Origin of the sequence: Paraburkholderia bengalensis, assembly GCF_037126505.1 — a bacterium.
In the GTDB taxonomy this organism is placed as follows: Bacteria; Pseudomonadota; Gammaproteobacteria; order Burkholderiales; family Burkholderiaceae; genus Paraburkholderia; species Paraburkholderia bengalensis.
Genome location: NZ_JACFYJ010000079.1, coordinates 1 through 24,989 on the forward strand (window position 1 = coordinate 1; position 24,989 = coordinate 24,989).

The following is a 24,989-nucleotide window of genomic DNA, read 5'->3' on the forward strand; positions in this document are numbered from 1 at the left end:
GTTCCTCGCGGCGTGCCCACGCACCTTGCACACCACCCGATGTCGGAATTGGTTAAGGAATTGGCCCACGCCGATCGGGGGCTGATCATGGTCATGGGCGGCCGTGCGTAACGCCCGTTGGTTTTCGGCGCCATCGTGTTGATGGGCGCGCTGCTGTGCGAAGCGCCGTATCGGCGGCGCGGGATGGAACACGCGGCTCGTCGGCGCGGGCGCGGCGCGACAGGCCGAGGCCGAATGCATCGTTGGCCCACGCGACGAACGACGACCATCGGAATCCGATCAGCCAGGGCAGCGACAGCAGGAACAGCCCGAGCATCGCGAGCGGGGTCGCGACGCGTCCGAGCAGATGCGCGAGCCCCGCAGCCAGCGCATGACCGAAGCCGTTCATGCCCTGCACGTTGACGAGCGACGCTTCCAGCGTGCAGCTCGCGACCAGCACGCAGACGAAGCCGAGCCACAACCGGATCGTGCCGGGCCCGCGCAGGCCTGCGCCACCCGGCAGCGCGGACTTCACGAGACGCCACAACAGGGGAAGAAACCAGACGGCGGAAGCGCCGAACCAGCCGAAAACTACCGTTTGCATGCTAGACATCAACGAATGACGAGGCGCTTGCACAACCCGTCGAGTTTAATTGGGCGACGCGGCGCGCTTCCGAAGCCGGTGTCGCAAGTTCTATCCGCGTAGCCAGAAACGCGGCGCGAACCGTGGCCGGGCACGCGCAGCCAGAGGGCAGCCGTCGCGCCGCCGCATGCAGCGTGCGCTGGCTGTCGACGGTCGCCCGCTGGGCGGTCATTGGCCGCGTCGCGCGAACACGAGCGTGTCGCCGTTGTCGAGAATCAATTGAAGCTGCTGCGGCTTGCGCATGTCGACGCCTGAGTGCTCGATATGCGCGAGCGCGCTGAGATAGGCGCCTTCGATCTTGCCGCCCGGCGTCGCGCACGCCATGCGCGTGCCCGCGAGCGGGCCGAAGCTCAGCTTGCCCTCCGCCAGCGAGTAGGTGCCCGAGTAGCGGTTGCAGCCGGAAAAGCCGCTGGCCCGGCGCTGACCCGTTTGCGCCGACAGCACGAGCGTGATGGGTTCCGCGCCGGCATCGCTGGCGGCGCCGGGCACCTCGCGCGTGCTGCCGCCCGCGACCTTCCAGCCGCTCAGCTGCCAGTCGGTGTTGTCGAGCAGTTGCGTCGCGGCGCGATTGAACGGGTCGGGGGGTGGGGCATCCGCGTCGAGATGTTTCGGCATCGAGCAGGCAGCGACGAGCGCGCACAGCGACACGGCTGCCAGCGCTGCGCCCGTGCGCCGGCCAACCGACGTCCGCGCGGCCGCGTCGGGCGCATCCGGCGATGCATCGGGTGTGGCGCTCGGGCGTGCGTCGCGTTGCGTGTCGGACGTGGGCTGCATATCGTCGTTCCTCTCTAGACTGGCGAAGGCGTAAGGGTATCGCACTACGCTTGCCGCATGCGAGCGCAAGCGTGGGTGCCGACATGCATAGGCCGGATGGACATAAGGCATGCGCGCCGTTCACGATGTCCGCCGGCTCGCAAGCGGCATGATTTGCCGGCGCAGCCGATCCGGGGCTTATCGGGGTTATCGGCACGCGGCGGGCGCAGTTGCAGGGGCCGCGCATGTTAACATCGCCGCAGTCATTCATTCCACCTGCTTTCGTCAAAATTCTCTGGAGCATCCATGCAGATCGGCCAACGCATCGGCACCCCGCTTTCGACCTCCGCCACGCGCGTCATGCTGCTCGGCGCGGGTGAACTGGGCAAGGAAGTGATCATCGCGCTGCAGCGCCTGGGCGTCGAAGTGATCGCGGTCGATCGCTATCCGAACGCGCCCGGCCATCAGGTCGCGCACCGCTCGCATGTGATCGACATGACGGACGCGAAGGCGCTGCGCGCGCTGGTCGAAGCGGAGCAGCCACATCTGATCGTGCCCGAGATCGAGGCCATCGCCACCGACGCGCTCGCTGCGATTGAATCCGACGGCGTCGCCGAGGTGATTCCGACGGCGCGCGCCACGCAGCTCACGATGAACCGCGAGGGCATTCGGCGTCTCGCCGCTGAGGAACTCGGTCTGCCCACTTCGCCGTACGCGTTCGCCGACTCTCTCGACGAACTGAAGGCGGGCATCGCGAAGGTCGGTTATCCGTGCGTGGTGAAGCCGGTGATGTCGTCGTCGGGCAAGGGGCAGTCGGTGCTCAGGAGCGACGCGGATGTCGAGCCCGCGTGGCAGTACGCGATGGCGGGCGGGCGCGTGAATCATGGGCGCGTGATTGTCGAGGGCTTCATCAATTTCGAATACGAGATCACGCAGCTGACCGTGCGCGCAATCGATCCCGCCACGCAGCAGACCGCCACCTATTTCTGCGATCCCATCGGCCACGTTCAGGTAGCGGGCGATTACGTCGAATCGTGGCAGCCGCAGCCGATGAGCCCGCGTGCGCTTGAACTATCGCGTGAAATCGCCGGCAAGGTGACGGCGGCGCTGGGCGGCCGCGGGCTGTTCGGCGTGGAACTTTTCGTGCGTGGCGATGACGTATGGTTCTCGGAAGTCAGTCCGCGTCCGCACGACACGGGGCTCGTAACGCTCGCGTCGCAGCGCCTGTCGGAGTTCGAACTGCACGCGCGCGCCATTCTCGGCTTGCCAGTCGATACGGCGCTGCGCGCGTCGGGCGCGTCGGCCGTGATCTACGGCGGGCTCGACGAGACGGCCATCGCGTTCGAAGGCGTCGCGCAGGCGCTCGCCGTGCCGGGTGCCGATCTGCGCCTGTTCGGCAAGCCCGAGAGCTTCGTCAGGCGTCGCATGGGGGTGGCGCTTGCGACGGGCAAGGACATCGGCGAGGCGCTGCAGCGCGCAAAGCAGGCGGCGGGCTTCGTCAAGCCGGTGTCGGGCAAGTAGAAGCCGTCGCGCGTGCGGGCGTGGCGTGTTGGCAATATGAGGCGTTTGCAGGTCGAAGGAGCGGGGCGCGTTGAAAACGGATCAGGCAGGTGCGGGGCAGAGCGGGATGATGCTGCGGCTTATCAGGCGACATACCGCGGGACATATCACACCAAATGCCGCACGAAATACCGCCCGGCGTATCGCACTGCTCGTCCCGGCTTTGACGCTCGCGTCTGCGTTGGGCGGTTGCGGACTGGCTGCCGCGCCGTGCCGGATCGCGTCGGCGGGGCTGAAGATCGTTCCCGTGGTGGGCCACGTGGCCGCCGCGCCAACGGATGCTTGCGCCGACGTGATCGACCCGTGATTTAACCGTGATCGATCCGGGCACGCGCAAGCCCGTCGCAGTCGTCAGGCAGTCAGTCATCACAACACGGCGTCAAGAAACGAGGAAATCGATGAGCATGAGGCGGTGGGGATGGATGGTCGTCGCGGCGCTCGCCGCTGCTTCGGGAGCGGTACGCGCGGCGGAATTGCTGCCGCTGCCGGATATCCGGACCGCGCATCGGGTAACGCAGAAGTACACCTGCGCGACGGGCCGCATCCTGCACGTCACCTATTTGAATGCAACCAACGGTCAGAGCTTCGCGGTGCTGCCCGTGAAGGGCAAGCAGATGCTGTTTGTCAATGTGCTGTCCGGCTCGGGCGCGAAGTATGAGGCGGGCAGCTATACGTGGTGGACCAAGGGCCCACAGGCCACGCTGTACGACGCGATGCTCGGCGAGGATGCGCCGCCGCTGCTGTCCGACTGCGTGACGATCGTGCGCTGATGCCGGTTGGACTTCGCGCGAATCGCACCCCTTTCCGTATTTCCGCAACGCTTTTCGCATTCTCGCTGGCGTCAGGCGTGCCGCTGCCCGGGTGACGACACGTTTTCCCCTCCGGTAGTAAGCTGTGTGCCACAGGCCGCTTGCTCTTTTCGATGCAGTTGCGCGGCCGTCATCGTTTTCGATCATCCTTGTCCGCGTGCCGTTGCATGACGCGCTTCATGGCGTCGCGCCGGCCCCGGTCCGCGTTCGTTCGTCAAGCGAGACCTTCCCATGAAAGCATCGGATCTGTTCGTCAAATCGCTGGAAGCCGAAGGCGTCGAGTACGTGTTCGGCATTCCCGGCGAAGAAAACCTCGATCTCCTCGAATCGCTGCGCCGCTCCCGTATCAAGCTCGTGCTCACGCGCCATGAGCAGGCGGCGGGTTTCATGGCCGCCACCTATGGACGTCTGACGGGACGCACGGGCGTCTGTCTCGCGACGCTCGGCCCCGGCGCCACCAACTTCGTGACAGCGGCCGCTTACGCGCAGCTCGGCGGCATGCCGATGCTGATGGTCACGGGTCAGAAGCCGATCAAGTCGAGCAAGCAGGGCCACTTCCAGATCGTCGACGTGGTGCGGATGATGGAGCCGCTCACCAAGTACACGCGGCAGATCGTATCGATCGGCAATATTCCCGCGTCGGTGCGCGAGGCGTTCCGCCAGGCCGAAGAAGAGCGGCCGGGTGCCACGCACCTGGAACTGCCCGAAGACGTCGCGCACGAAGAAGGCGACGGCAAGCCGATTCCAAAGAGCTACAGCCGCCGGCCCGTCGCCGAAGAAAAGGCCGTCGAGCATGCGGTGAAGGCGATTGTCGACGCGAAGCATCCGCTCCTGATGATCGGCGCGGGCGGCAATCGCAAGACCACGCGCAAGATGTTGCGCGAATTCGTCGATCAGATCGGCATTCCGTTCTTCACGACGCAGATGGGCAAGGGCGTGATCGATGAATCGCATCCGCTGTGGCTCGGCAACGCGACGCTGTCGGACGGCGACTTCGTGCATCGCGCGATCGATCACGCGGACTGCATCATCAACGTCGGCCACGACGTAATCGAAAAGCCGCCGTTCTTCATGCGCGGCGCCGATTCGAACGAGAAAACCGTGATCCACGTGAACTTCCTCGGTGCCGAAGTGGACCCGGTGTATTTTCCGCAGATCGAAGTGGTCGGCGACATCGCGAACGCCGTGTGGCAGCTGAAGGAAGCGCTGCAAGGCAAGGGCGAGCATTGGGACTTCGCGCGCTTCAAGGAGATCAAGGAGCATTTCGAGGCGCATCTGGCGAAGGGCCAGCACGACGACCGCTTTCCGATGTATCCGGTGCGCGTCGTCCACGACGTCTACGAGACGATGCCCGTCGACGGGATCATCTGTCTCGACAACGGCATGTACAAGATCTGGTTCGCGCGCTATTACCGCGCGCACGAGCCGAACTCGCTGCTGCTCGACAACGCGCTCGCGTCGATGGGCGCCGGGCTGCCGTCGGCGATCGCGACCAAGATTGTGCATCCCGAGCGCAACGTGATGGCCGTGTGCGGCGACGGCGGCTTCATGATGAACTCGCAGGAGCTGGAAACGGCCGTGCGGCTGAAGCTCGACCTCGTCGTGATGATCGTGCGCGACGACGCGTTCGGCATGATCCGCTGGAAGCAGGAGAACATGAATTTCCCCGACTACGGGATGATGCTGCGCAACCCCGATTTCGTCGACTACGCGAAGAGCTACGGCGCGCACGGGCATCGCGTGGGCGCGGCGGCGGAACTGGCGCCGCTCGTGCGCGAGTGCTTCGCGACGCCGGGCGTCCACGTGATCGATGTGCCTATCGATTATTCCGATAACGAGCGCGTGCTGAACCGCGAGATCAAACGGCTTTCGGCGCAGTTGTGAGCGGTCCGCCGTGAGCTTCGCCGCGACGCCGGCGCTGAGGATGGTTTTGCCGCGCGAGTTTGCGCTGCCAGGGGGGCTTGCGAATCCGATCTGCGAATCCGACTTGATCAAAGGAGAGCGTGTCATGTTGCAGAAGAGCTATCCGTACTATCTCGCCAACGAACCCGTGGCCGCGAACACCGATCTCGAAGTCACCGACAAGTTCAGCGGCGAAGTGGCGACGCGCGTCGCGATGGCCGACGCGCAGGCCATCGACAAGGCGATCGGCGCGGCCGTTGCCGCGATGCCCGAGATGCGCGCATTCCCGCCGTTCAAGCGTCAGGCCGTGCTCGAACACTGCGTGAAGCGCTTTCGCGAGCGCTTCGACGAACTCGCGATGGCGCTGTGCATCGAAGCGGGCAAGCCGATCAACGATTCGCGCGGCGAGGCCACGCGCCTGATCGACACGTTCAAGGTCGCGGCGGAAGAATCCGTGCGGATCGACGGCGAGATCGTCAATCTGGAAATTTCGCCGCGCGCGAAGGGTTATCACGCGTACGTGAAGCGGGTGCCCATCGGGCCGTGCTCGTTCATTTCACCGTTCAACTTTCCGCTCAATCTGGCCGCGCACAAGGTCGCGCCCGCGCTCGCCGCCGGCGTGCCGTTCGTGCTGAAGCCGGCAAGCCGCACGCCCATCGGCGCGCTGATCATCGGCGAGATTCTCGCGGAAACCGATCTGCCGAAGGGCGCGTTTTCGATTCTGCCCGCGCATCGCGACGGCGCCGATCTTTTCACCACCGACGAGCGCTTCAAGCTGCTGTCGTTCACGGGATCGCCCGCCGTCGGCTGGGATCTGAAGGCGAAAGCGGGCAAGAAGAAAGTGATTCTGGAACTGGGCGGCAACGCGGCCGCGATCGTCGATGGCGATCAGCGCGACAAGCTCGATTACGTCGTGGACCGGCTGGCGTTCGGCGCGTTCTATCAGTCGGGGCAGAGCTGTATCGGCGTGCAGCGGATTCTCGTGCATGCGTCGCTCTACGACGCGCTGCGCGAAAAGCTGATCGCGAAGACGAAGTCGCTGAAGATGGGCGATCCGAAGGACGAAAAGACGTTCGTCGGGCCGATGATCTCCGAGTCGGAGTCGCGGCGCCTCGCGGGCTGGATGGACGGCGCGGTCAAGGCGGGCGCGAAGATCGTCGCGGGCGGCAAGGTCGACGGCGCGATGTTCGAGGCGACGCTGCTCGAGAACGTGGGGCGTGACACCGATCTGTATCGCAAGGAAGCGTTCGGGCCAGTGGCCATCCTCGAAAAGTTCGACGATTTCAAAGCCGCGGTCGCCACCGTCAACGACAGCGACTTCGGCCTCCAGGCGGGCGTGTTCACCGATTCGCTCGCGCACGCGCATCTCGCCTGGGATGAACTCGAAGTGGGCGGCGTGGTCATCAACGATGTGCCGTCGTTCCGCGTCGACAACATGCCGTACGGTGGCGTGAAGGATTCGGGGCTCGGCCGCGAAGGCATCCGCTACGCCATCGAGGACATGACGGAGCTGCGCTTGATGGTGATGCGCGAGACGTGGTGAGCAGGGGGCGCGTCGGCGGTTGCGGCGTGCTGGCAGCGCCTGTCATCGCGCTGTCATCGGATTGACTCGCGCGGTGTCCACGCTGCCCGCGTCGGCCCTTATCCGGCCCCGTGGCACAGGGCTCGATCACGCGGGCGCGCAAGCCTGTCGAGCCGATTTTTTGCCGCGGCGTCACGGCCGGAAGCAGAAACGCCGCGCCCGCGCCATGGGTGTTAGTGCTGAAGTGCTACAATACCGCCCTTTCCGGTGGATGTTTCCGCCGGCCGGAGCCGGCCGCATGCTTGCCGATATGACATCGGGCCCTGTGCGGGACGTCGTGGCTCCGCCTTCATCCTGATGCCCTCCGCGGCCCCGGCCGCTGCAGAAGAAGCTGCAGAAACAGTTGATGCGGACGCCAAGGCGCCCGCCTTGGCAACGCGCAAGCGGTTCCCGCGCAGGCGCATTTTTAGCGAAAGCCACCATGTCCGACACAGCAACCACGCCTACCAACGTGACCTTCGACCAGTTCGGCCTGCACGCCGACATCCTCAAAGCCATCGCGGAGCAGGGTTACACGACCCCGACGCCGATCCAGGCCAAGGCGATCCCCGTCGTGCTCGGGGGCCGTGACGTGATGGGCGCCGCGCAGACGGGCACGGGCAAGACGGCGAGCTTCTCGCTGCCCATCATCCAGCGTCTGTTGCCGCTCGCGAGCACGAGCGCGTCGCCTGCCCGTCACCCCGTCCGCGCGCTGATCCTCACGCCGACGCGCGAACTCGCCGACCAGGTCGCCGCGAACGTGCAGTCGTACGCGAAGCACACGGCGCTGCGCAGTGCCGTCGTGTTCGGTGGCGTCGATATGAACCCGCAGTCGGCGGAGTTGCGGCGCGGCGTCGAAATCCTGATTGCCACGCCGGGCCGTCTGCTCGACCACGTGCAGCAGAAAACAGCAAATCTTGGCCAGGTGCAGATGCTGGTGCTCGACGAGGCAGACCGCATGCTCGATATGGGCTTCTTGCCCGATCTGCAGCGCATCCTGAATCTGCTGCCGAGCGAGCGTCAGACGCTGCTGTTCTCGGCCACTTTCTCGCCCGAAATCAAGAAACTCGCGGCCACGTACCTGCGCAATCCGCAGACTATCGAGGTCGCGCGCAGCAACTCGACGGCGACCAACGTCACGCAGATCGTCTACGAAGTGGCCGAGGGCGATAAAACGGGCGCCGTCGTGCAGCTGATCCGCGAGCGCAGCCTCAAGCAGGTGATCGTGTTCTGCAACAGCAAGATCGGCGCGAGCCGTCTGGCGCGCCAGCTCGAGCGCGACGGCGTGGTCGCGACGGCGATTCACGGCGACCGCTCGCAGAGCGAACGGATGCAGGCGCTCGACGCGTTCAAGCGCGGCGAGATCGAAGCGCTGGTCGCCACCGACGTGGCAGCGCGCGGTCTCGATATCGCCGAGTTGCCCGCCGTCATCAACTTCGATCTGCCGTTCAACGCGGAAGACTACGTGCACCGGATCGGCCGGACGGGCCGCGCGGGTGCATCGGGCGATGCGCTGTCGCTGTTCAGCCCGAACGAACGCAAGCAGCTCGCCGATATCGAGAAGCTGATCAAGCGCCCGCTGGACGTGCAGCGTCTGACCGTCGATACGCCCGTGCGCCATCATCACGACGAGCGCGGCTCGCGGCGCGAGCGCGATGATCGCGCCAGCCGCCGCCGCACAACGGGCGCGCACGAGCGTCCGTCGCACGGCACGCATCATCGCCAGCAGCCCGTCGACGATTTCTTCTTCAAGCCGTATGAGCCGTCGCCTTCGGCGGTGACGGCCGCCGCCAAGCGCGACGAAACGCCTGCCGCGCCGCAGAAGCCCGCTTCGAAACAGCCGCTGGCGGCATTGCTGGGCGGCTTCGGCATGCCGCGCAAGACCACGCCGTCCAACTGACGGCATGAGCGCATGCCGTCGGCATTCGGCGCGGAGGGCTGACAGCGCCAGGCGCCGTGCGTTGGTTCATTGGCTGTTGCCCGCTTTTTTGCTGCCGTCTCTGACCGTCTCTGACCGTCTGTGAGATTGGCGCCGCTCCACGCGCGTCAGCGTTTTACGCGCGCCGACCAGGCCGTTATCGCTTCCGCATAGAAGGCATCGAGCGATGTCGCGGCCGCGTCACTCATTCTCAAGCCAAGATGGGTTGCCGCGTCGTTCAGCGCGACGAGCGGTTGCGTGGTGTTCAGCGCCAGCGCGCCTGTCTGCTTGCTGAGCTTGTCGCCGTCGGCGTTCGTGACGACGGGCACGTGCAGATATGACGGCGACGGCACCTCAAGACACCGTTGCAGATAGATTTGCCGCGCCGTCGAGTCGAGCAGGTCAGCGCCGCGCACGATGTGCGTGATGCCCTGGTCCGCATCGTCGACGACGACGGCGAGCTGATACGCCCATTGATCGTCCGCGCGCCGCAGGACGAAATCGCCGACCTCGGTGGCGAGATTTTGCGTTTGCGTGCCCTGCCACCCATCGTCGAATGTGACGATGGCGTCCTCGCCGTCGGGCACGCGCAAGCGCCACGCGCGCGCCGGCTTGCCGTTCAGGCCGCCGCGGCAGGTGCCGGGATACGCGAGGGTCGTGTGCCGGGCGTGCGCCCGCACGAGCGAATCCGCGATTTCCTTGCGCGTGCAGCCGCACGGATAGATGAGGCCGCTTGCCCGCAGGCGCTCGAACGCCTGCTGATAGAGCGCCATGCGCTGGCTTTGCCAGACGGGCGGCTCGTCGGCGACCATGCCGAAACGCTCGAGCGTGTCGAGGATGTCTTGCGCCGCGCCGGGAACCGTGCGCGGCCCGTCGATGTCTTCGATGCGCACGAGCCAGGTACCGCGATGCGCTCGGGCATCGAGCCAGCTTGCGAGCGCGCTGACCAATGAGCCGAAATGCAGCGGGCCGGTTGGCGAAGGCGCGAAACGACCGCGGTACGAGATCATGGGCCGGATGCCCGCGTCGAGCCCGTCACCAAGCGACTTCGACGGTTACGCGGCGCGCGCCGCATCAGCGTGCGCACGCGCGTCGGGATGGCAGGCAGCGCACGTCTTGCCCGGCACATAGAACGGCGACTGCTGGCCCTCCGGCGTCACCACGGCGCGGCAGCCGAAGCACTGCACGGTAGCCGTCGGACGCAGATTCGGGTCGAGCGAGGTGCGATAGTCGAACACGAAGCACTCGCCGTTGTAGTGCGCGCCGCCCACTTCCTCGAAATACTTCAAGATGCCGCCTTCGAGCTGATAGACGTTCTCGATGCCGACGTCCTTCATGTGGATGGCCGCTTTCTCGCAGCGAATGCCGCCTGTGCAGAACGACACGACCGTCTTGCCCTCCAGGTCTGCGCGGTTTTGCTCGATTACGTCCGGGAACTCGCTGAACCTGGTGATGCGGTAGTCGAGCGCGTTGTCGAACGTGCCGACATCGACTTCGAACGCATTACGCGTGTCGAGCATCACGACTGGGCGGCCCGCGTCGTCGTGGCCGCGGTCGAGCCACGCCTTGAGCGTGCGGGCGCTGACGGACGGCGCGCGGCCCAGTTCCGGCTTGATGGCCGGCTTTTTCATCGTGATGATTTCGCGCTTGAGCTTGACGAGCATGCGGCGAAACGGCTGCTTCTCCGACAGGCTCTCCTTGAATTGCAGTTCGGCGAATTTCCCTTCGAACAGGGGATCATGACGGACGTAGTCGATAAATTCCCGCACCTGCGGGATTTCACCGGCGACAAACAAATTGATGCCTTCTGGCGCGAGCAGGATGGTGCCGCGCAAGCCGAGTTCGTTGCAGCGCGCGGTGACGAGCGGCCGCCATTCGACGATCTTGTCGAGTGTGGCGAACTGATAGGACGAGAGATTCAGAATGTTCATGCGGGTCAAGCGATAAAGCGCCGTGCCCGGCGCGCGCATGGAGGGCGGACGCAGCACGCGTACGGCAAAAAATGGATTTGAACACGTATTATCCCTCATCCTGAGACTCGGCCCGCAATCCGCCAGACGGCATATTGACCTGCGTCGAATTGACCGAACGGCCGACCCCCACGCGCGCCGATCGCTGTGACAAAACGGCTCGCGGGCAAACGGCCCTGGCCGAATGGCCAGCACCATGGTTGCGGACGGTTTTGACGAAAAATTTCAGAAGGGCGGGGTTACAATGTCGCCCATGTCAGATCCCCGCTTCGTCCATCTCCGCGTTCACTCCGAATTCTCGATTGCCGATGGCATCGTGCGTATCGACGACGTCGTCGATGCCGCTGCCAAAGACGGTCAGGGCGCGCTCGCGCTCACCGATCTCGGCAACGCATTCGGTCTCGTCCGTTTCTACAAGGAAGCCCGTGGCAAAGGGGTCAAACCCATTGCCGGTTGCGACGTCTGGATCACGAATCCCGACGACCGCGACAAGCCCTCACGGCTGCTTCTGCTGGTCAAGAACAAGATCGGCTATCTGAACCTGTGCGAACTGCTGTCGAAGGCGTGGCTCACAAACCAGTATCGCGGCCGCGCGGAAGTGGAAACGGCGTGGCTCGAAGGCGGACTCGCCGAAGGGCTGCTGGCGCTGTCGGGGGCGCAACAGGGCGACGTGGGCATCGCGCTCGCGGCGGGTAACGAAGAGGGGGCAAAACGCAACGCGCTGAACTGGGCGAAGATTTTTCCGGGCGGTTTCTACATCGAACTGCAGCGCAGCGGGCAGCCGGGGGCAGAGGCCTACGTGCAGCAGGCCGTCGCACTCGCGGCGGCGCTGAAGCTGCCCGTGGTCGCCACGCATCCGCTGCAGTTCATGACGCCCGACGACTTCACCGCGCACGAAGCGCGCGTGTGTATTTCCGAGGGCGATATTCTCGCCAATCCGCGTCGCCAGAAGCGCTTTTCGACGGACCAGTATTTCCGCACGCAAGACGAAATGGCGGCGCTCTTCGCCGACATTCCGTCCGCGCTGCAGAACACCGTCGAAATCGCAAAGCGCTGCAATCTGACGCTCGAACTCGGCAAACCGAAGCTGCCGCTGTTCCCGACGCCCGACGGCATGTCGCTCGACGACTACCTGGTGCAGCTGTCGAAAGAAGGACTGGAGAAGCGGCTCGAGCAACTGTTCCCGGATCAGGCCGAGCGCGACGCGCAGCGCGAAACGTATTACGCGCGGCTTGACTTCGAGTGCGGCACGATCATCAAGATGGGCTTTCCCGGCTACTTCCTGATCGTTGCGGACTTCATCAACTGGGCCAAGAACAACGGCGTGCCCGTGGGACCGGGCCGGGGCTCGGGCGCGGGCTCGCTGGTCGCGTACGCGCTCGGTATTACCGACCTCGATCCGCTGCGCTACAACCTGCTGTTCGAACGCTTCCTGAATCCCGAGCGTGTGTCGATGCCCGACTTCGACATCGACTTCTGCCAGCACGGCCGCGATCGCGTGATCCAGTACGTGAAGGAAAAGTACGGTGCGGACGCCGTCTCGCAGATCGCCACGTTCGGCACGATGGCCGCAAAGGCGGCCGTGCGCGACATCGGCCGGGTGCTCGATCTCGGTTACATGTTCACCGATGGCGTCGCGAAGCTGATTCCATTCAAGCCTGGCAAGCACGTGACCATCGCCGACGCGATGAAGGAAGAGCCGCTGTTGCAGGAGCGCTTCGACAACGAAGACGAAGTGCATCAGCTGCTCGAACTCGCGCAGCGCGTCGAAGGCTTGACGCGTAACGTCGGCATGCACGCGGGCGGCGTGCTGATCGCCCCAGGCAAGCTGACGGATTTCTGTCCGCTTTATACGCAGGGCGACGAAAGCGGCGTGGTGAGCCAGTACGACAAGGACGACGTCGAAGCTGTCGGCCTCGTGAAGTTCGACTTTCTGGGCCTGACCACGCTGACCATTCTCGACTGGGCCGAGCGCTATATCCGCCGTCTCGATCCGTCGAAAGAAAACTGGTCGCTCGCGCAGGTGCCGCTCGACGACGCCGCGTCGTTCTCGATCCTCAAGAAAGCGAATACTGTCGCTGTGTTCCAGCTGGAAAGCCGCGGCATGCAGGGCATGTTGAAGGACGCGCAGCCCGACCGCTTCGAGGACATCATCGCGCTCGTGGCGTTGTATCGTCCGGGCCCGATGGACCTGATTCCGAGCTTTTGCGCGCGTAAGCACGGCCGCGAAACGGTCGAGTATCCGGACCCGCGCGTCGAGCCTGTTCTGAAAGAGACCTACGGCATCATGGTCTATCAGGAGCAGGTGATGCAGATGGCGCAGATCATCGGCGGCTACTCGCTGGGCGGCGCCGACCTGCTGCGCCGCGCGATGGGCAAGAAGAAGCCCGAAGAGATGGCCAAGCACCGCGAGATTTTCGCGGAAGGCGCGGCGAAGAACGGCCTCTCGCGCGAGAAGGCCGACGAAACCTTCGACTTGATGGAGAAGTTCGCGGGTTACGGCTTCAACAAGTCGCACGCGGCCGCCTATGCGCTGCTCGCGTACCACACTGCGTGGCTGAAGGCCCATCATCCCGCCGAATTCATGGCGGCCAACATGTCGCTCGCGATGGACGACACGGACAAGGTCAAGATCCTGTTCGAAGACTGCCTCGCGAACAAGATGGCCGTGCTGCCGCCCGACATCAATCTGTCCGCGTACCGCTTCGAGCCCGTCGCGGAAGCCGACGGCAAGCGCTCGCGCACGATCCGCTACGGTCTCGGCGCGATCAAGGGCAGCGGCCAGAACGCGATCGAAGAAATCTTGCGCGCACGTGAAGACGGTCCGTTCGTCGATCTGTTCGATTTCTGCAACCGCATTGATCGCCGCGTCGTCAATCGCCGCACGATTGAAGCGCTGATTCGGGCGGGCGCGTTCGATTCACTGCACGCAAACCGAGCGCAGCTGATCGCATCGGTGTCGCTTGCCATGGAAGCCGCCGATCAGGCGAGCGCCAACGCAATGCAGGCGGGCCTCTTCGACATGGGCGATGCGCCGTCGCAAGGCCACGAACTCGTCGACGAACCGATGTGGCCGGACAAGCGGCGTCTGCAAGAAGAAAAGACGGCGCTCGGCTTCTACCTGTCGGGCCATCTGTTCGACGCTTACAAGGACGAAGTTCGCCGGTTCGTGCGGCAGAAGATCGGCGAGCTCAAGGAAGGGCGCGACAAGCTGGTGGCGGGCGTGATCGTCTCGCTGCGCACGCAGATGACCCAGCGCGGCAAGATGCTGATCGCGCTGCTCGACGACGGCACGGGCCAATGCGAAGTGACCGTGTTCAACGAGCAGTTCGAAGCGCACAAGCAGCTCTTCAAGGAAGACGAGTTGCTCGTCGTGCAAGGCCAGGCGCGAAACGACGCGTTCACGGGCGGTATCCGCTTCACTGTCGATACGCCGATGGATCTGGGCCGCGCGCGCACGCGCTACGCGCAGGCCGTGAAGGTTCAGATGAACGGCAACGCGAACGCACTGGCGCTGCGCTCAGTGCTCGAAGCCTACCGGGCAAAGCCGGAGGATGCCGAAAGTGCAGCGCCTGCGCCGGCTGCGCGTAGCGGCGGTCGAGGCGGCTTCGGCTTCAACGGCAACGGCGATTCGGGCCGCTCGCAGCGTCCCTCCGCGCCGATGCCGGCCGGTTTGGCCGTGCAGATCGTTTATCGCAGTGACAACGCGGAAGGCGAGGTGCGGCTCGGCGACGCCTGGCGCGTGAAGCCGACGGACGAACTGCTCGCGGCGTTGCGCAGCGAGTTTTCGGGCAGCGCGATCGAAATCGTTTATTGAAGCGCGCGACGTCCGCCGCATGCGCCATGCGCGAGCCGGACGTTTGTTTAGGGTTTCAGCAGGTTAGAGTTCCAGCAGGCGCCGATCTGATTCATGCGGCATTCGCGTGAAAGCGCGGTCTACCGCGACGCATTCAACGCTGCGAAGCATCCTGACGTTCCAGTTGGGCGAGCTTCAAGAACCGGTAGTACACGGTTTCCGCGTTGAACAGCGCGATCATGAAGCCCGCCCGTCCATCGAGAAAGCCGCGCCGCAACAGATACGTGCGCACGAACGCCCATGCGCCGCGACCCACGGCCTTGCCGAAACTGCCTCGCTGGCCGGCCGCGTGGCGCTGCCGCGCGCCGAGCGTCGAATACGCGTCGAGCTTGCGCAGCACCGTCTCGTAGTCCTCGTATGAGTGATGCATCAGCTTGCCTTCCAGCCGCTTCGCAGGCGTTTCGAACACCAGCCGCTCGTGCACGAGATCGTCGGAAAAGCGCGCTGTGCCGCGTTTGAACAGACGCGGAATCCAGTCGGGATACCAGCCGCTGTGGTGCACCCAGTGTCCGCAGAACGCCGACAGGCGATCGACTGCGTAGACATCCGCGGCCGGCGCGGCGAGCGCGCCTGCAATCGAGACCGCCAGTTCCGGCGTGACGATTTCGTCGGCATCGATCGACAGCACCCAGGTCGTGCCGAGCGCATCGACCGCGCGGTTCTTTTGCGGGCCGAAGCCCGGCCAGTCGCCATAGTCGATCACGCGTGCGCCGTGTGCGCGGGCGATCTCGACGGTGCCGTCGGTGCTGCCGCTGTCGACGACGACGATTTCGTCGGCGAACGCGACGGCGCGCAGGCATTCGTCGAATCTGCGCGCGGCATTTTTCGTGATGAGGGCGACGCCGAGAGTGGGTTGTGTCATGCGAATCGAGGGCCGGGAAGGGCGGCGCGCGGTCCTCGCGGCTTGCTGGCGGAGCACCGTCGCCCAACGAAAGTTGCGCAAGTATACACAGCGCGGAAACGATCGATCGGAAGCATGGCGGGCGCGTTGCGTCCGGCAGCGGGCTCGACGCGGCGGCACCGCGCAGCCCCATTGCCGGAGATGCCACAAACGCTTGGATTTCCAGCCATTTAGCCAACCGGGGATGACAACGCGGACGGTTTACAATGTCGCATTTGCAATCCGCCCGAGGGGCGGTTCATGGACGCAGCGGGCGGCCTGCGCACGTCCGAATTACCAGAGGATCTCTTGAGCGCCAAGCCAACGTTAAGCAAGCCCATCGGCTCCGGTGAAGTATCGTCGACGGCTGTCGTCCTGCGCCGTCTGTGGCCGTATGTGAAGCCGCTCATCTGGATCGTTCTCGCCGCCATCGCCACGATGGGCGTCGTCGCCGCCACCGAGGCGGGCATTCCCGCGCTGCTCAAGCCGCTGCTCGACCACGGTTTCGGCACGCACAGCAGCGACAGCGCCAAATGGTATGTGCCGCTCGCCGTGATCGGCCTTGCGCTCGTGCGCGGCGTCGCGCAATACGCGTCGGGCTATCTGCTGTCGTATGTATCGAATCGGATCCTGCTGGACCTGCGGCTCAGCATGTTCAACCGGATGATCCACAGCAGCGTCGCGTTCTTCCAGCGCGAGACGGCGAGCACGGTGATCAACGCGATCGTCTTCGAGGTCAACCAGATCCTGAACGTGCTGACGGGCGTGATGGTCACGCTCGTGCGCGATTCGCTGACCGTGCTGTTCCTGCTCGGCTACCTGTTCTATCTGAACTGGCGTCTGACGCTGATCGTCGCGGTGCTGCTGCCCGGCATCGGCTGGCTCGTCGGCAAGATCAACCGCCGGCTGCGCCGCCTGAACCGCGAGCATCAGACACTGACCAACGAGCTGTCGTACGTCGTCGAAGAGACGGTGGGCGGCTACAAGGTCGTCAAGGTGCACAACGGCGAGCAGTACGAGACCGACCGCTTCACGCAGATGAGCAAGCGCCTGCGCGGCTACTCGATGCGGATGACGGTGTCGGGCGGTCTCGCGCAGCCGCTCACGCAGTTTCTGGCGTCGATCGCGCTGGCCGTCGTGATCACGATCGCCGTCGTGCAGTCGTCGCACGACCAGACGACGGTAGGCGGCTTCGTCGCGTTCGTCACGTCGATGCTGCTCATCATTTCGCCCCTCAAGCATCTGATGGACGTAAACCAGCCGCTGCAGCGGGGCATGACGGCGGCGGAACTGATTTTCGGGCTGATCGACGAGCCGTCGGAGCCCGAAGGCGGCGGCCGCAAGCTCGAGCGCTCGCTGGGCGAGGTCGAGTTCCGCGACGTGTCGTTCATGTACGGTGCGAGCGGTCCGATGCAGCGCCAAACGCTCGACCGCGTGTCGTTCAAGGTCGCGCCGGGCGAGATGGTCGCGCTCGCGGGGCCGTCGGGCAGCGGCAAGACCACGCTCGTGAATCTGCTGCCGCGCTTCTTCGATCCGAGCAGCGGCGAAGTGCTCGTCGACGGCGTCGCGCTGCCCGAATACGGCATTCACGACTTGCGCAGCCAGATCGCGATGGTGAGCCAGGACGTGGTGCTCTTCAACGACACGATTGCGAACAACGTCGCGTACGGCCAGACGGCGGACGCCGAGCGCGTCAAGGCCGCGTTGCGCGCGGCGAACCTATGGGACACCGTGGCCGCGATGCCGAACGGCATCGACACCTTGATCGGCGACAACGGCATGATGCTGTCGGGCGGCCAGCGCCAGCGTCTGGCCATTGCGCGCGCGGTCTACAAGGACGCGCCTATCCTGATCCTCGACGAAGCCACCTCGGCGCTCGATTCCGAGTCCGAGCGTCACGTGCAGGCGGCGCTCGAAACGCTGATGAAGGGCCGCACGACGCTCGTGATCGCGCACCGCCTGTCGACCATCGAACGCGCGGACCGCATTCTCGTGCTCGACGCCGGGCGTATCGTCGAGCGCGGCAGCCATCGCGAGCTGCTGGCGCAAAACGGGCTGTACGCGAACCTGCATCGGATCCAGTTCCAGCAGCACGCGGCGTGAGCATCCCGGGCTAGACATACGACACCGAGAAATCCCGCGACGCGCGCGGGTTCGTCCGCCGCCGCGCTGCGTCCCGTGCAGGCGGCGACCATTCAGACAGACGGCATGATTCACATCTTCAACGGCTTTCACAATCCGAATGGCGGCAGCGAGCAGGAGGCGCTGCGTCTGTACGAACTGCTGCGCGGCAAGAGCGAAGTGCAGCTCTGGAGCACGTCGTCGCGAACATCGAGCGAACTGTCGGCGGCGTATCCTATCCGGCGTCTTGCGCCGCTCAAGGCGAGTCTGCCGCGCGGCGGCACCTGGGTGTTCGTCGGCGCGCATTGGCGCAACCGTGTCTGGCCGTATCTGGCGGGGCGTCCCGAGCGGCTCGTGTACGTGTTCAACACGTTTCATCCGAAGCTGCTTGCGTTGACGTCGTCGCCACCGCCGCTGTTGCGCTGGCCGGCGACAGAGTTCGTGCTGATTTCGTCGTTTCAGGCGCAGTTGCTGGGTGTGAAGGGCGAGATCCAGCCGTCGCCGATCGATATCGAACGCTTCGCGCCGCGCGCGCGCGAAGCGCATGCGCGGCCGGTGATCGGACGTCTGAGCCGCGATACGGCCGACAAGCATCATCCCGACGATATCGCCGTCTACAAGACGCTCGTTGCACGCGGCTGCAAGCTGCTGCTGCAAGGTGCGACGACGCTGACGGGCGCGCTGCCGACGGGCGACGCAATCCGCCTGCTGCCCGAGGGCGCCATGAGTGCGCCCGACTTTCTGCACGAGCTCGACATCTTCTATTACCGCACGGGCGAGCACGTCGAGACGTTCGGCCGCGTGGTGCTCGAAGCGATGGCGTGCGGCCTGCCCGTCGTATGTCACAGGCATGGGGGCTACGCGGACGTGATCCGTCACGGCGAGAACGGCTATCTGTTCGATACGTCGGACGAAGCGCTGGCGATTCTCGATCAACTCGTCGCGCAGCCGGAACTGCGCGCGAGCATCGGCGGGGCGGCGCGCAGGACCGTCGAGCAGCTCTATTCGCCGCAGGCGCTCGCGGCGCGCACCGCCTTCTATCTGGGCCGCCGCGCGCGCTGAGAGGCCGCCTTGCGACGTTCGTCCCGCGGTGCACCGATGCTTGCATTCGCGAGCCACGTGCAACCTGTTCGGTCGTGCGGCAGCCATGAGATGATGGCGGCGGATGTGGGTGCGGACCGTCGCAAAGAGGCAGAAGACGGGTGCACGAGGCAGGATTCAAGCAGGCGGTAATCACACGATCACCATAAGGCACCGGCCGACAAAGGCCGGGCCGCGACGCAGCGAGCCCAGAGGGGTCCACGGCTACGCGAGCGCGTTTCGTCAATGAGAGTTGAAGCACACATGCAACACCGTACAAAAGATTCGTATCCGTTGATCGTGGCGCGAACTTTCGCGCTCGTCGCGCTGTTTGCCATTCCGTTGTCCACGGCGGGCGTCAATATCGCCGCGACGCTGTTCGCGGTTTGCGCGCTGCTGTCGCCGGAAGTGTGGCGCAACTGGCGGGCGATCTTCACGGACCGCGTGAGCGTCGCTGCGCTGCTGCTCGCGGCTGCGCTGACGTTGAGCCTCGCGTGGACGACGGCCGATCGCATGCATGCGTTCGACTTCCTGATGAAGTATCGCAAGCTGATCTATTTGCCGCTGCTGATGCTGACGTTCCGCGATTGCCGCACGACGGTCTGGACGACAGCCGCGAAGTGGGCGTTGTTCGGCGCGCTGACCTTTGCGCTGCTGCTGTCGTGTTCGAACTGGCTCGGCTGGACGTCGATCGGGCCCTGGCATTCGAATGTCGACCCGATCCGTAAAGCGTGGGTCTTCAAGGACCACATCGCGGCGGGCATCATGACGGCGCTGCTGTTCTATCTGGCGCTGAACTTCGCGCACCACGCGCGCGCGCTGGCCGCCAAGGTTGCGCTGTACGCCGTCGCGTTTCTCGCGATCGTCAACGAGCTGCTGATGATGCAGGGGCGCACGGGACAGGTCATTGCGATTCTCTTTATCGCGATCTATGTCATCACGTACTTCGTGTCGCTGCGCAGCGTGAAGCCGTGGGTGCGCTGGAGCAGCGGGCTCGCGCTGCTGGCTATCGCGTGCGGCCTCGTGTACGCCGCGCTGCATTCGCACGGCTCGCGGCTCGCCGAAACGCATGAGGAAATCAGCGCGTACGAGACGTCCAACAAGAATACGTCGATGGGTGTGCGGATCGTGTTCTACCGGCGCAGCCTCGAACTGATGGCCGAGCGCCCCGTGATCGGTCACGGCGTGGGCACGGTGCAGGAGGAATTCGATGCGTACGCGCGCAATCACACGGGCGCCGCGGCCGCGACGGCGGGCAACCCGCATAACGAGTTCCTGCTGATGGGTATTCAGCTGGGCGCGCTCGGCATTGCGCTGTTCGTGTTCCTGCTCGTGCAGATCGGCCGGTCCGCGCTCGAACTGCGCGGGCCGGCGCGGACGATCATCCTTGCTTATCTGTTTGCCTTTACAGTCGGCTGTTTTGCGAACTCACTATTGCTCAACTTTACCGAAGGGAATCTGTTCATCTTTCTCGTCGGAATTTTCCTGAGCTGTCGCAAAGGCACCCCGACAGTTCTCGAAGGGCGCGCAAACCAATAGGTCTGCGCCAAACACATCGCGCCCGCGTTCAGACTCCGCTCGTCACGAGCGACAGCACGGACAGATCGGGATGGGTGCCGTCGACGATGCTCTTGCCGATATGCACGGACTCGTAGAGCGCATCGTCGAACGTCTTGAACGACTCTTCGCCATCGGCGTGAAACGGCACCGTGTGGCCGGGCAGCTTCGGATTCGCGCCCGGATGGCACACGTAGCCGACATACGTGTAGCGCTCGCTGCCTTCCTTCAGTGACGGCGCGACGTGAATCTCGAAGCCTTCATAGTCGACTTGCTGCCAGCTCAGGGTTGCGGCGTCGTCGGGCATGATTGCCTCCGTGCGGGCGGCGAGTCGGCGGCCGGGTGACGGCGGCTGACGCTTGCCGCATGTCGGCGCCGCAGCGGGCGGCGCGCTTCGATGAGTGAAAAAATCGGCGTGCGTTGAACGACGGGCGACGATGACTGCCGGCTCAATGCCGATGCCGCAGGCGCTCCCACCAGCGATGTCCGTCAAAGCGTCCCAGCGCGCGGTCGCGAATGTGATGCTCGCGCCTCAACTGATGCGACAGCAGCGTCGCGATGACCGCCAGCACGACGATGCCGACGATGATGCCCACCATTGATTCAGCCATGGCAGCCTCCGTCTATTGCAACTGCATACGGAAAGTCTAGTTGATTTGCCGGAACAGGGCGGCGGCAACGGGCGTGCGGCGCGTGCGGCCGGCCGCCCGATCAATCTCTGTAACCTCTACACGGAAGCCATTGAAAATTCGTATGGCCGCCGATGGGAAGCGGATTGCCCAGCTCAGTTTTCGTCGTCGGAAAGCAGTGCTTCGAGGCCGAACAGCCACGCAATGCCGACGGTCAGGTAGCCTGCCAGCGAGCCCTTTGCCAGAACGTTGGCCTCTTGCCGCGTCGCGGCGCAGGGCCCGTCGTAGCAAGGGTCCGGCAGCGTAGTGGGGTCGTTGTTGAAGTCGTTGTAGTCGTATTGTTCGGAGCGCATGTCGCCTCCCGCGTGCGGTGTCGAATGCGTTAAAGCAATCGATGTGCCAGAGGAGGACTTGAAAGGGTTGATCGACAACCCTTGATTCGGCTTGATTACGGGTAAGCCCCTACATCAGCACGATGTCGTACTGTTCCTGGCTCAGGTTCGATTCGACTTGCAACGACACCGGCTTGCCGATGAAATCGATCAGCATTGCCAGATGTTGGGATTCTTCTTCGAGGAACAGATCGATTACCTGCTGCGAAGCCACCACTCGAAACTCGCGCGGATTGAATTGGCGCGACTCGCGCAGGATTTCGCGCAGCACGTCGTAGCAAACGGTGCGCGCCGTCTTGACCTGGCCTTTTCCCTGGCAGACGGGGCAGGGCTCGCACAGCACGTGCGCGAGCGATTCGCGCGTGCGCTTTCTCGTCATCTCTACCAGCCCGAGTTGCGAGAAGCCATTGACCGTCACGCGCGTGCGGTCGCGCGAGAGTGCTTTTTTCAGCTCGCCTAGCACCTGGTCGCGGTGCTCGGCGTTCTCCATGTCGATGAAGTCGATGATGATCACGCCGCCCAGATTGCGCAGCCGCAGTTGGCGAGCGATCGTATGCGCGGCTTCGAGATTGGTCTTGAAGATCGTGTCGTCGAAATTGCGTGCGCCGACGTAGCCGCCCGTATTCACGTCGATGGTGGTCATGGCTTCCGTCTGGTCGATCACCAGATAGCCGCCCGACTTCAGGTCGACGCGCCGCGACAGCGCGCGCTGAATCTCCGTTTCGATGTTGTACAGATCGAAAAGCGGCCGCTCGCCCGTGTAGTGATGCAGCTTCGACGACACGGCGGGCGTGAACTCCGCCGCGAACTCGGCGAGCATCTGGAATGTTTCGCGCGAGTCGACCTGGATACGCGTGGTTTCGTCGTTGACGAAGTCGCGCAGCACGCGCTGCGCGAGATTCAGATCCTGATAGAGCAGGCTGGTGGGCGGCATGCGCTGCGCCTGCGACAGTATCGTCGCCCAGGTCTTGCGCAGATACGCGACGTCGCCGGCCAGTTCTTCGCTCGTCGCGTCTTCCGCGATGGTGCGAACGATGTAGCCGCCTTTCTCGTCGACAGGTAGCACCGACGTGAGCCGCGCGCGCACGGCCTCGCGTTCGGCTTCGCTTTCGATTTTCTGCGAGATGCCGATATGCGGTTCCTGCGGCAGATAAACGAGTGTGCGACCCGCGATGCTCACCTGCGTGGAGAGCCGCGCGCCTTTGGTGCCGATCGGGTCCTTGACGACCTGGACCATCAGCGTTTGTCCTTCGAAGACGATCTTCTCGATGGGCTGGTGCGGCACGGGCTGCTGGGTTTCGCCTGCGATGCGCGGATGCCAGATATCGGCGACATGCAGAAACGCCGCGCGCTCGAGGCCGATATCGATGAACGCGGATTGCATGCCCGGCAGGACGCGCACGACCTTGCCGAGATAGACATTGCCGACGCGCCCGCGGGACAGCGTGCGTTCGACGTGAAGTTCCTGCACTGCGCCTTGCTGGACCAACGCGACGCGCGTCTCCTGGGGCGTCACGTTAATCAGGATTTCTTCGTTCATGGTGTTGTTCTAGAAGTCGATGCGCGCTGCGCGTAGAAGGGCAGCGGTTTCAAACAATGGCAAACCCATGATACCTGAATAGGACCCGTCGATATGCTCGATGAACTCCGCCGCGCGCCCCTGAATGCCATATGCGCCCGCCTTGCCGAGCGGTTCGCCGCTTGACGCGTAGCGGCGCAGCGCATCGCTTTGCACTGCAGCAAATCGCACGCGCGACACGCAGAGCGCGGGTTCGAGCAACTCGCCTTGCGCATTGACGACGGCAACGGACGTGAGCACTTCATGGTCGCGGCCAGCAAGACGCGTGAGCATCGCGACGGCGTCGTCCGTATCGACGGGCTTGCCGAGAATCGCGTCGTCGATCGTGACGGTTGTATCGGCAACGAGAATGGGCGCGTTCGCATGGCCGCCCGCGACGAGCCGCGCGCGAGCCGCCTGCGCCTTCGCGACGCACACGCGCATCACGTAATCATGCGCGCGCTCGCCGGGCAATTCGGTTTCGAGCGCTTCGGCGTCTTCATCGGGGCGCGGCAGCAGCAGTTCGAAGCGCACGCCGAGCTGCGTCAGCAACTCCTGACGACGCGGACTTTGCGACGCGAGGTAGACGAACGGAAACGCTGCATCGGACGGGTGGTTCATGGTCGGTCTTGATCGAAGATGAAAAGCGCGGCTTGCGCGAGTCGACGAGCCGGCGAGTGGTGACGAGCGTAACAGAGGAGGCGGGCGCCGCGCACCTGGCCATTCGGCCAGGTTGTTTGCCACGATGCGCGGCCCGAAGATAAGGGCGTGTTCCGGCCCGAGGTTCCGGCCCGACATCAAGCTCGAGATCAAGTCCGAGGTCAAGCCCGATGATATGGATGATTTTGCGTGATGGTCCACGCGCGATACAACTGTTCGGCCAGCAGCACGCGGACCATCGCGTGCGGCAGCGTGAGGCTCGACACGCGCAGCATCATGTCGGCGCGCGCCTTCAGTGCGGGGTCGAGTCCATCGGCGCCGCCGATCAGGAACGCGACGTCGCGTCCATCCTGCTGCCACGAGGGCAGGGCGGTGGCGAGCTGCATCGTGGTCCAGTCCTTGCCGCGTTCGTCGAGCGCGACGATGCGCGCGTTCCTTGGCAGTGCGGCTTCAATCTTCTGCCGCTCGGCGGCCATCACGCTTTCGGCGGAGCGGCCCGACGAGCGCTGCTCGGGCTTGATCTCGCGCAGTTCGATGCGCAGCTCGGGCGGCATGCGCTTCGCGTACTCGTCGAAGCCCGCGGCAATCCAGTCCGGCATCTTGTGGCCGACAGCGAGGATATGCAGTTTCATCGTCGAGCTAGCGCCGGGTCAGAGCCGCACGCGGCGGACCGCGCCAATCCACGCGTGAGCACAGGCGGAGTCACGAGCGGCGGCGAGCCGGCGCCTTGCGCGCGGGGCGTGCAACAGGCGCTTCGTCTTCGTCCTCGTCGTCGAGCGGTTCGGACGGGCGGGCGCCTCCAAACGGATTCGGCGTGGACAGCTTCACGCGCACGGGTTTGTCGCCCCAGATTTCTTCGAGGTTGTAGTACTGGCGCAGCGCCGGCTGCAGGATGTGCACGACGGCATCGCCGCAGTCCACCAGCACCCATTCGCCGATGTCTTCGCCTTCCGTACTGACGATGTCGCCGCCCGCTTCCTTGACCTTCTCGCGCACGCTCGATGCGAGCGCCTTGGTCTGGCGGTTCGACGTGCCGCTCGCGACGATCACGCGGTCGAACAGCTCGGTCAGATGGGTGGTGTTGAACACCCGGATGTCTTGCGCCTTGACGTCTTCGAGTCCGTCGACGATCGCGCGTTGCAGCTTGCGTATATCCATGTG

General features: G+C 64.6%; 21 protein-coding genes and 1 pseudogene. 10 read left to right on the plus strand and 12 right to left on the minus strand.

The window, feature by feature from the left end:
* Nucleotides 1-98: 98 nt before the first annotated feature.
* Both H3V53_RS32310 and H3V53_RS32315 read right to left on the minus strand, forming a co-directional pair.
* A pseudogene (locus H3V53_RS32310) lies at nt 99-583 on the minus strand (DNA translocase FtsK); the annotation flags it as partial.
* Between the two features lie 207 nt (nt 584-790).
* Nucleotides 791-1,396: an META domain-containing protein gene (locus H3V53_RS32315; RefSeq protein ID WP_336601310.1), complete on the minus strand. Its 606-nt coding sequence runs from the start codon at nt 1,394-1,396 to the stop codon at nt 791-793.
* A 285-nt stretch (nt 1,397-1,681) separates the two neighbouring features.
* On the opposite strand from H3V53_RS32315, the gene purT reads away from it, so the two are divergent.
* From purT to H3V53_RS32345, 6 genes are all read left to right on the plus strand, one after another.
* Nucleotides 1,682-2,896, plus strand: coding sequence for a formate-dependent phosphoribosylglycinamide formyltransferase (gene purT / locus H3V53_RS32320; RefSeq protein ID WP_336601311.1), 1,215 nt, complete (start codon nt 1,682-1,684; stop codon nt 2,894-2,896).
* Nucleotides 2,897-3,005: 109 nt separating this feature from the next.
* Nucleotides 3,006-3,242, plus strand: coding sequence for a DUF6726 family protein (locus H3V53_RS32325; protein ID WP_419539600.1), 237 nt, complete (start codon nt 3,006-3,008; stop codon nt 3,240-3,242).
* Between the two features lie 97 nt (nt 3,243-3,339).
* The gene (locus H3V53_RS32330; RefSeq protein WP_336601334.1) at nt 3,340-3,705 is read left to right on the plus strand and encodes an MliC family protein; all 366 of its coding nucleotides are present in this window, start codon (nt 3,340-3,342) and stop codon (nt 3,703-3,705) included.
* 270 nt (nt 3,706-3,975) lie between these two features.
* Nucleotides 3,976-5,628, plus strand: coding sequence for an acetolactate synthase large subunit (locus tag H3V53_RS32335; RefSeq protein ID WP_336601312.1), 1,653 nt, complete (start codon nt 3,976-3,978; stop codon nt 5,626-5,628).
* A gap of 124 nt (nt 5,629-5,752) precedes the next feature.
* The gene (locus H3V53_RS32340) at nt 5,753-7,189 is read left to right on the plus strand and encodes an aldehyde dehydrogenase family protein (protein WP_336601313.1); all 1,437 of its coding nucleotides are present in this window, start codon (nt 5,753-5,755) and stop codon (nt 7,187-7,189) included.
* 460 nt (nt 7,190-7,649) lie between these two features.
* Nucleotides 7,650-9,107: a DEAD/DEAH box helicase gene (locus H3V53_RS32345; protein WP_336601314.1), complete on the plus strand. Its 1,458-nt coding sequence runs from the start codon at nt 7,650-7,652 to the stop codon at nt 9,105-9,107.
* 146 nt (nt 9,108-9,253) lie between these two features.
* Here H3V53_RS32345 and gluQRS read toward each other — a convergent pair whose 3' ends face one another.
* Entirely contained in the window at nt 9,254-10,132 is an 879-nt protein-coding gene (gene gluQRS / locus H3V53_RS32350) for a tRNA glutamyl-Q(34) synthetase GluQRS (RefSeq protein ID WP_336601335.1), read from the minus strand.
* 48 nt (nt 10,133-10,180) lie between these two features.
* Nucleotides 10,181-11,056, minus strand: a complete 876-nt coding sequence (locus tag H3V53_RS32355) for a sulfurtransferase (protein ID WP_336601315.1) — start codon at nt 11,054-11,056, stop codon at nt 10,181-10,183.
* Nucleotides 11,057-11,339: 283 nt separating this feature from the next.
* Here H3V53_RS32355 and dnaE point away from each other — a divergent pair, with 283 nt between their 5' ends.
* Complete coding sequence (gene dnaE, locus H3V53_RS32360) at nt 11,340-14,912, plus strand: DNA polymerase III subunit alpha (RefSeq protein WP_336601316.1); 3,573 nt, start codon at nt 11,340-11,342, stop codon at nt 14,910-14,912.
* Nucleotides 14,913-15,045: 133 nt separating this feature from the next.
* Here the strand turns inward: dnaE and H3V53_RS32365 are convergent, their stop codons facing one another.
* Entirely contained in the window at nt 15,046-15,813 is a 768-nt protein-coding gene (locus H3V53_RS32365) for a glycosyltransferase family 2 protein (RefSeq protein WP_336601317.1), read from the minus strand.
* A 327-nt stretch (nt 15,814-16,140) separates the two neighbouring features.
* Between H3V53_RS32365 and msbA the strand changes: the two genes are divergently transcribed.
* The 3 genes from msbA to H3V53_RS32380 all read left to right on the plus strand — a co-directional run bounded on the left by msbA (nt 16,141) and on the right by H3V53_RS32380 (nt 20,571).
* Nucleotides 16,141-17,934: a lipid A export permease/ATP-binding protein MsbA gene (gene msbA / locus H3V53_RS32370; protein ID WP_336601318.1), complete on the plus strand. Its 1,794-nt coding sequence runs from the start codon at nt 16,141-16,143 to the stop codon at nt 17,932-17,934.
* Nucleotides 17,935-18,039: 105 nt separating this feature from the next.
* The gene (locus H3V53_RS32375) at nt 18,040-19,014 is read left to right on the plus strand and encodes a glycosyltransferase family 4 protein (protein ID WP_336601319.1); all 975 of its coding nucleotides are present in this window, start codon (nt 18,040-18,042) and stop codon (nt 19,012-19,014) included.
* 282 nt (nt 19,015-19,296) lie between these two features.
* The gene (locus tag H3V53_RS32380) at nt 19,297-20,571 is read left to right on the plus strand and encodes an O-antigen ligase family protein (protein WP_336601320.1); all 1,275 of its coding nucleotides are present in this window, start codon (nt 19,297-19,299) and stop codon (nt 20,569-20,571) included.
* A gap of 28 nt (nt 20,572-20,599) precedes the next feature.
* Here the strand turns inward: H3V53_RS32380 and H3V53_RS32385 are convergent, their stop codons facing one another.
* The 7 genes from H3V53_RS32385 to rsfS form a co-directional block, all read right to left on the minus strand.
* Nucleotides 20,600-20,896 carry a hypothetical protein gene (locus H3V53_RS32385; protein ID WP_054919803.1) on the minus strand — a complete coding sequence of 99 codons (297 nt, stop codon included), beginning with the start codon at nt 20,894-20,896 and terminating at the stop codon, nt 20,600-20,602.
* A 142-nt stretch (nt 20,897-21,038) separates the two neighbouring features.
* A complete protein-coding gene (locus H3V53_RS32390) occupies nt 21,039-21,200 on the minus strand; it encodes a hypothetical protein (protein ID WP_336601321.1) in 162 nt (53 codons plus the stop codon).
* 173 nt (nt 21,201-21,373) lie between these two features.
* Entirely contained in the window at nt 21,374-21,571 is a 198-nt protein-coding gene (locus tag H3V53_RS32395) for a hypothetical protein (RefSeq protein ID WP_054919804.1), read from the minus strand.
* Nucleotides 21,572-21,680: 109 nt separating this feature from the next.
* Nucleotides 21,681-23,150 (minus strand): ribonuclease G, encoded by a 1,470-nt coding sequence (rng, locus tag H3V53_RS32400; RefSeq protein WP_054919805.1) that lies wholly within the window; start codon nt 23,148-23,150, stop codon nt 21,681-21,683.
* Between the two features lie 9 nt (nt 23,151-23,159).
* Nucleotides 23,160-23,789, minus strand: a complete 630-nt coding sequence (locus tag H3V53_RS32405) for a Maf family protein (RefSeq protein WP_336601322.1) — start codon at nt 23,787-23,789, stop codon at nt 23,160-23,162.
* 200 nt (nt 23,790-23,989) lie between these two features.
* Nucleotides 23,990-24,460, minus strand: coding sequence for a 23S rRNA (pseudouridine(1915)-N(3))-methyltransferase RlmH (rlmH, locus tag H3V53_RS32410; protein WP_336601323.1), 471 nt, complete (start codon nt 24,458-24,460; stop codon nt 23,990-23,992).
* Between the two features lie 70 nt (nt 24,461-24,530).
* On the minus strand, nt 24,531-24,986 hold the full coding sequence (gene rsfS, locus H3V53_RS32415; protein WP_054919809.1) for a ribosome silencing factor: 456 nt from the start codon (nt 24,984-24,986) through the stop codon (nt 24,531-24,533).
* Between the last annotated feature and the right edge of the window lie 3 nt (nt 24,987-24,989).